This is a genomic window from Candidatus Bathyarchaeota archaeon (assembly GCA_026014685.1).
Taxonomy (GTDB): Archaea; Thermoproteota; Bathyarchaeia; order Bathyarchaeales; family Bathycorpusculaceae; genus Bathycorpusculum.
In genome coordinates this window covers 111341-124289 of record JAOZHW010000022.1, presented here as the reverse complement: position 1 = coordinate 124289, position 12949 = coordinate 111341, and the positions used below count along the sequence as shown (strand labels likewise).

General features: G+C 45.1%; 12 protein-coding genes. 6 read left to right on the top strand and 6 right to left on the bottom strand.

What is annotated here, in order from left to right:
• Positions 1-3: 3 nt before the first annotated feature.
• The gene (locus tag NWE96_11780; protein MCW3984649.1) at positions 4-522 is read left to right on the top strand and encodes a hypothetical protein; all 519 of its coding nucleotides are present in this window, start codon (positions 4-6) and stop codon (positions 520-522) included.
• On the opposite strand, the gene NWE96_11775 is transcribed toward NWE96_11780, so the two are convergent.
• A complete protein-coding gene (locus tag NWE96_11775; protein MCW3984648.1) occupies positions 519-1709 on the bottom strand; it encodes a glycosyltransferase family 4 protein in 1191 nt (396 codons plus the stop codon). The two genes, NWE96_11780 and NWE96_11775, sit on opposite strands and share 4 nt — an antisense overlap.
• Before the next feature lie 199 nt (positions 1710-1908).
• On the opposite strand from NWE96_11775, the gene NWE96_11770 reads away from it, so the two are divergent.
• Positions 1909-3063, top strand: coding sequence for an SIS domain-containing protein (locus NWE96_11770; GenBank protein MCW3984647.1), 1155 nt, complete (start codon positions 1909-1911; stop codon positions 3061-3063).
• Between the two features lie 46 nt (positions 3064-3109).
• Entirely contained in the window at positions 3110-3901 is a 792-nt protein-coding gene (locus NWE96_11765; protein ID MCW3984646.1) for an undecaprenyl-diphosphate phosphatase, read from the top strand.
• On the opposite strand, the gene cca is transcribed toward NWE96_11765, so the two are convergent.
• The 3 genes from cca to NWE96_11750 form a co-directional block, all read right to left on the bottom strand.
• Positions 3890-5305, bottom strand: coding sequence for a CCA tRNA nucleotidyltransferase (gene cca, locus NWE96_11760; protein MCW3984645.1), 1416 nt, complete (start codon positions 5303-5305; stop codon positions 3890-3892). The two genes, NWE96_11765 and cca, sit on opposite strands and share 12 nt — an antisense overlap.
• A gap of 12 nt (positions 5306-5317) precedes the next feature.
• Positions 5318-5881 carry an RNA 2',3'-cyclic phosphodiesterase gene (gene thpR / locus NWE96_11755; GenBank protein ID MCW3984644.1) on the bottom strand — a complete coding sequence of 188 codons (564 nt, stop codon included), beginning with the start codon at positions 5879-5881 and terminating at the stop codon, positions 5318-5320.
• A 1739-nt stretch (positions 5882-7620) separates the two neighbouring features.
• Positions 7621-8865, bottom strand: a complete 1245-nt coding sequence (locus NWE96_11750; protein MCW3984643.1) for a tyrosine-type recombinase/integrase — start codon at positions 8863-8865, stop codon at positions 7621-7623.
• 288 nt (positions 8866-9153) lie between these two features.
• Between NWE96_11750 and NWE96_11745 the strand changes: the two genes are divergently transcribed.
• Positions 9154-9576, top strand: coding sequence for an Lsm family RNA-binding protein (locus NWE96_11745; GenBank protein MCW3984642.1), 423 nt, complete (start codon positions 9154-9156; stop codon positions 9574-9576).
• Here NWE96_11745 and NWE96_11740 read toward each other — a convergent pair.
• Positions 9573-10325: a PAC2 family protein gene (locus tag NWE96_11740; protein MCW3984641.1), complete on the bottom strand. Its 753-nt coding sequence runs from the start codon at positions 10323-10325 to the stop codon at positions 9573-9575. The two genes, NWE96_11745 and NWE96_11740, sit on opposite strands and share 4 nt — an antisense overlap.
• Positions 10326-10710: 385 nt before the next feature.
• On the opposite strand from NWE96_11740, the gene tgtA reads away from it, so the two are divergent.
• Positions 10711-12336: a tRNA guanosine(15) transglycosylase TgtA gene (tgtA, locus tag NWE96_11735; GenBank protein ID MCW3984640.1), complete on the top strand. Its 1626-nt coding sequence runs from the start codon at positions 10711-10713 to the stop codon at positions 12334-12336.
• A 23-nt stretch (positions 12337-12359) separates the two neighbouring features.
• Here the strand turns inward: tgtA and NWE96_11730 are convergent, their stop codons facing one another.
• Positions 12360-12596 (bottom strand): hypothetical protein, encoded by a 237-nt coding sequence (locus NWE96_11730; protein MCW3984639.1) that lies wholly within the window; start codon positions 12594-12596, stop codon positions 12360-12362.
• 115 nt (positions 12597-12711) lie between these two features.
• On the opposite strand from NWE96_11730, the gene NWE96_11725 reads away from it, so the two are divergent.
• A complete protein-coding gene (locus NWE96_11725; protein ID MCW3984638.1) occupies positions 12712-12918 on the top strand; it encodes a ribbon-helix-helix domain-containing protein in 207 nt (68 codons plus the stop codon).
• The last annotated feature ends 31 nt before the right edge of the window (positions 12919-12949 follow it).

Genomic DNA, 12949 nt, shown 5'->3' with positions numbered 1-12949 from the left:
CATTTGCCTGGAATTGAGTACTTCATCTTCAGAATCCTTCGCAAACTCGGAAATTTCCCAATCAACCCCCTAAGTATCGGTAACTCTAAGACGATTTTTGCAGAGTACTTCAAAGACTTTGACAAAGTTCCTGCTGTCAGAGGGATTTTTGGAGAAAAAACAACCGAAGTCCTCAACAATCTTACCGTTGAATTTAGCTGGTTTAGCGGCTACATGTATGTTGATGGCGCAGATGGACATCTTGTGATAAGCAAAAGTTACCTAAACAGGGGCAACAAAACCGACATCTACCTTGATTTAATCCATGAATTGTGTCATGTGAAGCAGTTTATGGCCGGCAAAGAACTCTTCGATCCCCGCTACGAATACGTCGATAGACCCACAGAGATTGAAGCATACCGCTATACTGTACAGGAGGCCAAGCGCTTGGGGCTCAGTGAAGAAAGAATCCGCCACTACCTGCGAACCGAATGGATGAGCCAAGAGGACTTCGAACGGTTAGCAAAACATGTTGACGTTTAGGCTTCTAATGTTTCCCTATAGACATTAAGCATTCGTTGTGCACAGAGGTTCCAGGTGTAGTTTTCTGCGATAAACCTGCGGGCAGACAGCCCCATTCGTCCACGCAAAGCTTGATCCCCTAAAAGTTTCAGCAAAGCCTCCGCGAGGGCATCACTACCCCCTCGGTCAACAAGCAAACCTGTTTCTCCGTTAATTACTGCCTCGTTGACTCCTCCAATGTCAAAAGCAACTACTGGCTTGCCGCAAGATTGCGCTTCAAGCAAAACAATACCCTGTCCCTCCTGAATGGATGGCAAAACAAATACCTCTCCGCAGTTATAAAGCTCAGGCAGCACTTCTTCTTCCACTCGGCTTAGGAAAACAAAGTTCCCCAACAAGTTCGAGCTCTGAACCTTTTGTTGTAACTGTGTTTTTAACGGGCCGTCCCCAACAATCACAAATTTTAACTTCGGATGTATGCGAGAAACATTTTTGGCTGCTTCAACTAGAAAATGTAATCCCTTTCTGGGAATTAAGCTGCCTACAAAAAGTACACAGGGACCATCGCCTAAACCGAACCGCCGCCTCACATTAAGAGTGTCAGCTATGGGTTTGTATTTGTCTGTGTCTACGCCGTTTGGGATAATTCTTACCTTTGAGGCGTCAACACCGTAGTATTTCTGCAGTTTCTCCAGCGAATACTTGCTAATGGTAACAATCAAAGCGGCATCTTTTGCGGTTTCTTTTTCCAAACCTGCAAGGTAACGCATAAAGCGGTTAGCGATTTTTCCCCTCAAAGATCGATGCCCCTCCATTCGGGCTTGTTCATATTCGTCTGCGAGAACCCCATGAATGGTGTGGATGAAAGGTTTGGCGATGCCTAGTTGTTTTAGTTTTTTGGGAAAACCATAACCGCTGACTGCATGCGCTTCAAAGACGTCTGCGTCAATGGCATTTGCTTTCTTAACTAGACTTCTGTTAAAAGTCCAGTTGTCTATGGGAAAAACTATGTCCGTTGAGTGGCAAGGAACCAAATCTGCCCCGTTTAGGCGGGTTTTGTTTTTGAAGCCTGCTTTGGTCCCTGAATAAACGGTAATATCTGCCGTGTTTTGCAGTCGGTTAGCAGTTTCTATTATGCGTCGTTCTACTCCGCCATAGTAGAGGTGGGGGGGTTGAGTGTTAAAGACCGCTAACCGCAATTTCGTCATAACCGATACACTTGACAGGTTGCCGCTGTATGTTAAGTGCAGTTAAAATATAAGGTGTACCTTGCTATTGTATTATGTAATTGGTTTATGTTCTTTTAGAATCAATTATTATTGTGGTGTATTTGAGGTAACGGCAGTTTAGCGAGCATAAGGATAATATAGCCATCCCTAACTGATTTTGAACTGGAAGCGTGTCCCTATGAAAAGCAAAGTAAGCAGCCTCGGATACGTAAACAGAATACAAGAAAACATCCTTGCCATAAAAAAGAAAGAACTCGCTCCCCTCTACGAAGAACTCAAATCCGCTGACTGCGTGATCTGCGGAGGCTCCGGACGCTCACTCTACTCACTCAACGCAGCCATGAGCCAGATTGCACTGGCGACAGCAGGTTGGCGCAACAAAGTCGTCCTAACACCCGACGATCCAGGTTTTCCAGGTAAAAGCATGTACGACGCGGCACCTGACCTCGCACGTCGCTACAAAAAAACACTTCTGCTCATGAACTCAGGTAGCGGCTACAGCGAAGACCCCCTTGTCATGGCCCAAGACCTCGCTAAATACATAGAGGAAAAGAAATCCAAAAACTTCTCAATGGGCCTACTCACTTCATCCATGGAGTCACCTCTAGCGGAAATAACCAGAAAATACGGCCAGGTCGTTCAACTAAAAGGACGCGGCAAACTCAAACCAAGCTTTGAATACTCCGAAACAGGCATGATGGGCGACATCTTCGAGTTAGGTACCCTTGAATTACTCAACAGCATGATCGAAGCCATCTACCGCAACTTCGATGCAGACGAAATTCTACCGTTATGCGTTGAAGAGTTCGAAAAATTAGGAGATATGATTGACTCAAACGTCAATTCAGAAACCTACGTTAAACTCGTTGATCTGCTTGAACAACGCACTAACCTGTTCTTGGGGGGCAGAGGAACCGCTAACGAAATAGCCAAAATGACTGGCGTGCGACTTTTCCACATCAAAAGCTTCCTAGGTGACAACGTCTACATCACCCGCGGCGTAAACACGCCCCATCCACGCGCTGGTGACCTAGAAATACTGCTTTCTTACTCAGGTGAAACACGCCCAGTCCTCCTTTGGGCGGATGTGCTTAAGAAATTTGCAGGCACAGTCTTCGCGATCACCAGCGACAAAGATTCCTCGCTTGCCAAAAAAGCTGACCTAAAAATCATACTCCCCGAAGAGGCAAAACCCACTTTCCCCAGACGCTTCTACACCCGAGCCGCATACGTGCTTAGTCCGTTACCTGTAAAATTAGCTGAGCGCCTCGGCGAACGCGGCTTAAACTTGCCTGAATACATAATCAGCTGGTATCACAGCGTCACCCAGTAAGTATAGCTTAAATGCCGCCGAAGCAACCACTTAACAGCGAAGTAGCATGGACATACTGCAATCCATAACTTTAGGCCTGATTCAGGGCACAACCGAGTGGCTCCCCATAAGCAGCACAGGACACCTAAGAATCGCTGAATACTTTTTCGGTTTAACTGTCCCCTTACTTTTCGATGTACTATTGCACTTCGGCACACTTTTAGTTACTTTGATTTACTTCCGCGTCGCCATCAAAAATGTCCTAATTTCGCTTTGGCACAGAGACTTCCACTCTGAAGACGGCAAATTAATCTTACCTATAATCGTCGGTTCAGTTCCAACCGCATTAATGGCCGCTACAATCGGAGAACAACTAGACTCCTACTTTAGCACCTTGCTTTGGCTGGGGGTTTGGTTCATCATAACAGGCAGCGTCCTGTTCGCATCCAAATTCTCCACGGAACGCAAAGACACAATAACCTTACCCATGGCGCTTTTAGTTGGCGTCATGCAGGGTTTATCCATCATCCCAAGCGTCTCCCGAAGCGGCTTCACCATCGCAACTCTGCTTCTACTGGGCGTACGAAAAGAAATCGCCTTCAAATTCTCCTTCCTCCTCTCCATCCCTGCAGTAATCGGCGCCTTAGGCCTAACACTATACCAAGAACACGACGCGCTTACAGTTGCCGGAATCGGAAACCTCGAACTTGCAGTGGCCCTTGCTGTAACTGTGGCGATTAGTTTCTTGGCGCTTAAACTGCTTGAAAAATCTTTGGCAGCCAAAAAATTCTACCTGTTCTCAATATACTGCTTCATCGCGGGGGCAGTTATGTTCGTTTTAGCTGCATTAGGCTTTTAGCCACAAAGGTTTTCCTGAGAGAAATTCAGTTAAAAACACAGCAAAATCCGAGTTCTCCATGTAGAGCTTAAGCACTTGCTCATCGACTAGAACGCTATATTCCGTCTGAATAGCTTTTTGCACTATTTCCGCGACTCCAGCGCTTTTGCCGCCGTCAGCTAGTTTTTCCCTAAAGAGGGTTGAGGCGTCGGTGTATTTACGGGGAACCTCTACAACCCAGCGGGCATCCTCAATGTAGGGTCCAGAAATTACCTCTTTACTTTCAACGTATTTTGAAAGGAATTTTTCGCAGTCACTTGCACGCTCAAGCTGCGGACCAAGATGCCGCTTAACATTCGGCAAAACTAACTGTTCTAACTCGAAAACAAAGACACTGAGAGACTTTTCGTTGCTCCAAACCGTATCCCGCAGGACACAAAAACTGTAAGTTTCAAGAAGTTTGCGCAACGAACGTTTCGTGCGGTATAGTTGTCCCCATAACACGTCTGGAACTGCAGTTAACTCGCCGATTGTTAGGTAAAGATGTGCGGTGCCCTTGTTTTTGATGTGACTTTCGATAATGTTGGGTGGTTCGGCATGAATTGGTGGAGGATAGAAAAATTCTTCACTGGGCGCTTTTTGGTAGGCTCTTGCAGCGGCGATAAATTCGTAGAGCTTCTGGAGCTGCACAGGCGCAGCAACATTTCTGCCTTTATCCACAGGATCAACAATCACAAGCGGCTCAGGGAAAAGCAGGCAGAGGTCTCTTTCGCGGTCGCCATAGAAACCCTCGATGTCAACAACGATTCGCTTACTGTAACCTGTAAATGCCGCCACGGTCTCGGCGAATGAACCGTACTTCAAAATCAGCAGTTCACAGAGGTAACCGCTGAATCCACCCACTTTGATTTCTGCACCGTACACACCGATGCCCTGCATGAACCGTTTGAGCAGACGCACTTCGCCGAGCAGTTTCCTGTCCAAATGCCCCTTGATATAGTCGGTATGGTAGGGTGTGCGGTCGGTCGCGCTTTGCCACTCGCCGGGTTTGGAGTCGTAGCAGGGCACGATGTCTACGCGGTATCCCTCGACGAAAACTTCAAGGTATGGGTGCTCCGCGTAACGTTCCAGCTGTTCAGCGCTACCCGCTGCTTTTTTTGCTATCCGCAGCCCGATCTCGTCTAGAAATTGGCGGTCTATGGATGTGGGTAATCTGATGAATATGTCTATGTCGGGGTTTTCTGAGAGCCACGTGTCTTTAGCGACTGAACCCTCGACGCGCACGGTAGCGGTTATACCTTCCTCTTTACAGGCTGCAGCTATCTTTTTCTCTAATTCTTTGCTTACCGCCTCAACCTTTGCGCGTTCCTTGGGCTTAGGTGTAATTTTTTCAAGAATACGTGCGGTTAATTCATCATGGCTCATTGTTGTGGCCTTTTAGGGGCAGTACTCTTTAAGTGTAGAGTAAGCTGGCCCTTTAGGTGATAGCTGACTTCTTTTGAGGCGCAGACAGCTTGCGCGAATGTTACCAAAGTCATAGTGCTCTTGTCGCTGCACCAAATCAACCAATCGCTGCTTGTTTGCGCCACTTCGGACACGGGCGATGGTTAAGTGTGGAGTGAATCCGTTGGGGTCAGGTGCGAAACCTAAATCGTGGATTTGAGGTTCCAACTGCTCAAAGATGCTGGTGAGTTGCTGTGCGCCGTCAGTTATACCCGCCCAAACAACCCGTGGATAATTGATCGTTGGGAAAACCCCTAAACCTGTTAATTGAATGTTAAACGGTGTAAATTTGATATTTTTCATTGCCGCATAGACTTTCTCAACCATGTCTGGCGAGATGTCGCCTAGAAAACGCACGGTGATGTGAATGTTTTTTGGTTCTACAAGTTTAACGTCAGCGTTAGTCTGCATAATCATCTTCTGCGCTGCAGCGATTCTGTTCACAACACTGTCGTTTTCCAAATCGAAAGCTATGAAACTCCTAATTTTCTCAGACATACTTCATCTTCAGTACTCTAAAAAACATCACCCTACATAAATGCTTTTAGAAGCACAACTATAGGTTTTAGGGCTGATTTGGCTGCACAGCTTTCGGTTACTGACGGGGCGGCTTTTTCAATCAAAAAAGGTAGTTGTCCTCACTTGAAGCGAATTCCAATATCCATAAAAATTGGTTAAAGGCGGCATTTTGTTTTCAGTTTACAAAACCAGTTCACAATCGTCAAGAATGCTGGCGTTTGTTCTTTATATGGAAAAGCAGTTCTAAACAGCCATTCCTGAGGGTTAAGAGGTTTTTACGTTCTAAATGCATTTCTTTAGGGATAGCTAAACAATAATTAAACTTATTTATAAAAGCTTGGTCCTCTTCTAACTTGATTGACAATTTACTATTAATGCGTCTTTAGAGATCGTAATCACTATTTTATCAGCACTTAGTTTGTAGGAAAGACCTGCCTTAGGGAAAAGTAAATTTTAGGGACGTTTGTCGCTGATTTCTATTATTACTGGCTAGTTATAAGCTTTTGCAAGAATTCTCTAATCATCAGAACTCTGATGTGAGTGCTAAAAAGCTTATCATTTGACCTAAAATATTACAAAAATTAATAATAGCAACAAGCAAATAAGATTGTGTTGGCTATGAAAAGAAAAATTCGCTTGACATTAGCTTTGATTGGCGTTTTTGTATTTGCGTTAATAGTTGTTTTTTATTTTTTTGGGTCATCGGTTAATTATTTTCTTCAGCCCCGTATATACCAAAAAATCGATGGTCATTGGTACACAGTAATTGATTACCCCAAAAATAGCCAACTTGTTAACAGAACATTCACTACGGTTCAATGTCAGAATACTGGTCTATTTGATGCAACCTTTAGCATCGTTGTTAAATTAGAGGGAAACGCAACCTTTTCACGGGATGACTTTTACCCAACGGAGTTTGTGGATGCCCATACAGTCAAATTATCATACACTCTGCATAGTAAAGAGAGCAGGTCCACTGACCTATACTTTTCGATAGGTAGTCCTCCGAGATTTGACATCTTGATTGAGTCGCAATCGAACCAGCTTTTTTTGCGACTGATTGAATCTAACTGGGGCGGACAGAGCAGGTTCATGTACGGTGGTGATTTAGGTGAAAACAACGATACTTTGGTACCGCCTATGATTTCTTAAAAAAAGCTTTAGACGACCAAAAGGTGTTTCAGTATTCTATAATTATTCCTCTGAGATGGCTGTGAATTGTCAATAAAAGAAAAATAATTTTTACAGTCGGCGGCAACCCTTGTGGTTGCTCAGGTTTTTCTATAATTCAAACCAACCCAAATCACACACCCCCCACCGTTCTTTATCGTGTATTTTAGGCGTGCCCCCTCTGTGAGCCGTTTTAGCCTGAAGCGGTCCCTGCTCATGGAGCGGGGACGAGGACACGAAAGCGGGGCAGGCGCCCCCTTGAGGGGCAAAACGGCTCACCCGATAGGGCTTGCGGAGGGGTTGCACGCCGAAGACGCCAGGTCGTTTGGCGGTAGGGTTTGGGCGGTGTCGTGCGCGCCCGAAGGGCGCGCCTTATCTTGTTAACGTAGTTAGATACGAAACTTGAGATTAAGAAAAAATAAAATAGATTCAAATAACTTCTAAGCCTGACTGCTCAAGACAAAAATGAAAGAACAGCAACTGAGAACTAAGCTGAAAAAGCTAAGAATTTCTGGCGATGAGATAGGATAGGAAAGATAGGTTGGTGCCTATCTTTTGAGGGTGTTGGGGTTTATTTTTTGAGCGTTTTCTTTGAATTTAGCCATAAACTCTGAGTCTGCAAGTAATCTATCAGCTACTTGCGCAAGAACTTCGTCTGCTATCTTTACCTGCTCAGAACATGCTACCTGCCTAATCATGCTGCTCAAAGCCTTAAGCTCACCTCTAAGTTCTTGGAGTTCACGGTCTTTGGCTTCAAGCTGACGCCTAAAAACCTCATTCATACTGCTCAAACTGTTTAGTCCATCCATAACTTTCTTCAAATCGTTTCTGACTTGCAGACCGTTGATTGAGACATGCTCAAACACCCTACCATAGGCTTCTTTAATGGTTTGTTCGTCGTAGTCGTAGTGTCCTCTGGCGCCTTTTCTGCCATGCCCAAACATCAAATCCTTAAGCTCCTGCGGCGACACACCAGCCCTCAAAAGCGCAGAATTGTAAAAGCTCCTAAGCGCTTTTGTTTTGAAGTCTTTGGCTTTGTCTTCGCTAAACGTTTTTTGCGCTAACGACTTCATAGCCTCATTAATACTTCTAACCTCTAGTTGTTCTCCTTTGCCTTTGGTTTGGCTAACAAACAAAAACCCCTCTGTTGGGTTGCCTCGCTCTTGGAGCATAGCTTTTAGGTCATGCACAGCCTCATAACTAAAACAAGTAGCCTGAACCTCGTTTGTTTTCTCACGTGGCTTCTCGATAAAATAATGCTCCGTCTCAGCATTCTCATAAAGCCCCTTTAGCTCCTCAATCCGAAGATTGCTCACATCAACCTCAGAAAAACCGCTTTGCGCTAAAACAAGCAACAAAGCTCTGTCTCTTAGGTTAGCGTGTGCATACATCGCTTTAACGTCATCGCGTGTTATCTTTAAACGTTGAATTACTGCTTGTTGCTGTGTACTTTCCCAGTCACCGCGCTTTAGTGCTAAGGGTAGGCCGATTCTTGAAAAGAAAGAAGCCACAGCCGTTAACTCAGTCCTCACACTAAGAGGCTTTAGGTCACCTCGCTTCTCCAAGTACTCTTTGTAGGCTCTGAATTTGTCTTCAAAAAACTGTCTCTCTGAGAGGTCTTGAGAGGTTAAATCCCTCATGCGTTTACTTACCTGCATGGTTAAATCCATGCCTGTAAAGGTTATCCAGTTCTGGATTCTCTCAGTATAGTTCAGCTTAGTGCGCTCACTAAGACCTGACATCCATCGCTTAAAATAGGGGTCTTGAGTATAGGGTTTTGATTCTTTACTCATATTGTTCCATCCTTTGGTTTGTGTTTTCCCCTAAAAGCCTTACGTTTAAAACGCCAACCCGCTCCGCAAAGAGATAACGCTCAAAACAACTTTTCCTTATATAAGGGAGGGGAGGTAGACGCTGAGACGTCGCGTGCCTCCAGCGCCTTCGGACGGAACCGTATATGCTTCTGAGTGAATAGATTTGTCTGTCCGAAAAATTGTTTGCCGCAAGTTTTGTGTAAACTATTTAAATCAAAGATAAATAGTTGAATAGTAACTTCACATACAAGTCAGGAGAAATAAAAGTTGTCTGTAGCGCAAAGAAAATATTTTACAGAAGTGGCAGCGTTAGCAGATAAAACTGTTGCAGTTGTCACCACAAACGGAAAAGTCTTCAACGGCACACTCATCGGCATTAACCCCGACAACATGAGCCTCTGCTTAGCAGACGCCAAAGACGATCAAGGAAAACTGTGTCACCGCATATGCCTAAACGGCGCAGTAGTTGCACAAATCAGCAGCGCAGAAAAACCCTTCGACCTCAAAGCTTTAGCAGGCAGGTTGGAAAAAGTTTTCCCAACTATGGTTAAACTCTACGAGGATCAAGGCTTCATCTGGGTTATGGATAAAGTGAAACTGACCGAGAAAGGCATCGTGGAAGGCTCAGGACCAGCCGCGGACAGAGTGGGCAAAGTCTACGCTCAATTTATGAGTGAAGTCAAAGCCTAAATAAACCAGCGCAGTTGCTGCTCTTCCTTTTTCTTTTCTTCTGTAATACTTCGAATTATGCCAAACGATTCTAGCATCTTTTTTATTTCTTCTCCACTTGCTTCAAGCCCCGTTAAGTCGACGTTTAGGTTCAAGTATTTTCCCAGAGTAATCAGGGCGTAGCGTGCAGCGTTCACGTCAGGATTCAAACCCAATGTGTCGACAAGCAGTGAGAAACCTTTGAGGTCGCGCAGGCGCGCCAACCCAACTGTCAATCCTGCGATACCGAAAACGTGACCCACCATAACTTTTGTTCCTAAATCCAGTGCCTGCTGCATCGTCTCCAAATCTGTTGCGGTGCTGTAGATCGCGGGGATTGGTTGCACTTCTTCTTTTTTGAAGCCGCCGATAGAGATCACAAAGCGGCATCCCACCTCAATTGCTATGTCTAAGACTTTCCCCACTAACTCGTATTGGCCAACCGTTGTGAGTGCTTGAGTGTTGCCGTACCAGATTATGAGGTCGCGTCCGCCGTCTTCGCGTTTTGCGTAGTAGAGTTCGTTTATGGGTGAGAGTGCTCCGCCGTCTTCGGTTGTTATGGCGAAATCTTGGAATGATGAGGAAAAGACCTGTGCAAATTTTTTGGCTTTCAATTCTTTAATTAAGTGTAATGCGGCGATGTTTGCGACGAAGCCGATGCCGGGTAAGCCTTCGATTAAGATTGGGTCGTTGAGTTTTGGTTTCTCTATGATGTCGATTGAGCAGACCATGAAAGTGCACTTCTGAGGGTATTAGAGAAACATTGCGATATAAGGATGACTAATCACGGCACTTTCTTGTCTTGTTAGCCATCAAGGTTGGGTTTGGGTTTTCAAGTTTTTTTGCTTCCTGCCGAGACCGATAAATAACCCAAACTGACATGCCCGCGAAGAAACAGATGCTCAACAGCACCAGGATGTAGCCCAATTGCATTAACGTGAACCCCTCAAACAGCCAACCAATGCGTAGTTAGCCAAGCTCTACTATGCAGCACTTTGTTTATAACACTTGCAACTTTGAGCTCTGAATTCAAAATACTAGTCAACAACCCTTCGGATTTTCTGGAGCTAACCTTTTTTATAAGCGAGATACGCTTCAATTGTAGGTTTCAAGTCCTTGAGCATCTTTGAAATAAAAGAAAAAGACCTGCTTGGCAGAATCGGTAAACTAAAAACCAAAACCGCCACAGTGGAAACGCCCCTCCTCTTTCCAGTCATCAACCCCAGCAATCAACCCATACCTTGCAAACGGCTCAAGGAAACCTTCGGCTGCCAAGCATTAATCACTAACAGCTACATCATAAAAAAACGCTACAACAATGTGCCCGTCGAGCAGGGGCTGCATAAATTCCTCGACTACGACGGCGCAATCATGACCGATTCGGGAGCGTACCAGATCCTCGTCTACGGCGAAGTTGAAGTTACCCAAAAAGAAATCGTGGCCTATCAGGAGGGCATCGGAAGCGACATCGCCACAATCTTAGATATCCCCACCGGGTGGAAAGTTACCAAAGAACAAGCCGAAGTCACTGTAGCCGAAACACTGCGCAGAGCAAAAGACTTCTTTAAACTAAAAACTAGAGATGACATACTCTGGGTTGGACCTGTACAAGGCGGAAGACACCTCGACCTTGTCGCATCATCCGCAGTAGAAATGGGTAAACTGCCCTTCCCAATCCACGCCTTGGGCAGCCCAACAGAAGTCATGGAAAACTACCGCTACGATGTACTCGCGGATATGATTTTGACTTGCAGAAAAGGCATACCCATCGAGCGACCGCTACACCTCTTTGGCGCAGGACACCCATCCATGTTTGCGTTAGCAGTTTCGTTGGGCTGTGACCTCTTCGACTCTGCAGCTTATGCGCTTTATGCCCGTGAAGGTCGGTACATGACTGAAAACGGTACTTGGCGGCTTGACCAAATGGATTACTTCCCATGTAGCTGCCCAAGATGCATAAGCGAAACACCTGAGAGCTTACGCAAAAAACCAGCTAAAGAGCGCGAAGTTTTCTTAGCGGAACACAACTTGCATGTTTGCCTCGCTGAGCTCCGCCGCATAAAACAAGCTATCCGTGATGGCAGGCTCTGGGAACACACCGAGATGAGGCTCCACGCGCACCCCGCATTGCTCTCTGCCTTGAAACGTGTTCGGCATCATGAAGATTTTCTGCAAAGATATAGTCCAACTACAAAAAGCAGTGGCTTCTTTTACTTCAACTCGGTTGGGCTTGCAAGACCAGAAATCACACATTACCGCAAACACCTAAGAGAAAACTACACACCACCAAAAAACGCCAAGGTGCTTTTTCTTGTGCCTCAAACACGCAACAAGCCCTTTCACAAAGCGCCTGAATTCAAAAAAATTCGTCAGCTCTTCAGAAATTTGGGCGAAGAACTCGCATCACAAGTGCATGTTTGTGTTTATGCTGCGCCATTCGGCGTTATCCCCTTAGAACTGGATGAAATTTATCCGCTGTCTCAACACGAAACTGCGCTTCCGCTGAACTTAGAAACCGTCAAGTACGTTGCTGTGCAAGCGGCAGAATACATTAAGCGCAGCAATTACCGTGGAGTTGTTTTGCTGAATGACAAAAAACTCTGGAATGACACCGTTAAGAAAGCCTCTCAGCAAGCATGCGAAGAGCAGTTAGTGGTATTTGATTTTGTTGAGACCAATATGGAAAGTACCAAAAAAATGTTAGATCATTTGGCAAGCGCAATCCGCAAACAGTTGGTGTAAAAAAGGAAAAAGGGGAAATTAGGTTATCTGGGTAAGTTGAAGCCCAAGTTTTTTTCGACTGCTTTTACTTGTTCGGTTTGCGCGAAGTCTTTGAGTGCAGTTACGGCGGTTATTAGGGCGCAGTCTTTGCATTGGTCGCCGAGTTTTTTTTGGCAGCATAGGCGTGTGTAGAGGTTTTCGATGTGTTCTAGTGCGAGGGCGTATTCTTTTAGGTCGATTTTTACGGGTTGAAAGTTGTTTTCTAAGTCTTGTTCTAACATAGCTTCGCCTCTTTAGTTAAGTGTGATAATATATGCACTTTTCACACTATGATATATATAAGCTTTAAGAATGCTCCAAAGTGGGATTAATACTTATAACAGCTGAACTGTAGATATGTACAACATGCGCTCCCGCAAAGTCAAAATCAGCGTTTCACTCGACGCATCATTAGTCAGTTGGATAGACAAAAAAGTCGACGACTTCACATTCCAAAACCGCAGCGACGGACTAGAAAAAGCAATCTACAAACTAAAAACAGAAACCGAAAACCTAGAAAAACTAGAAAAAAACACCGCAGCCCAGCGCATATTCTCAAAATAACCCACAAAAACCGCTATCCAATTGTTTTCAA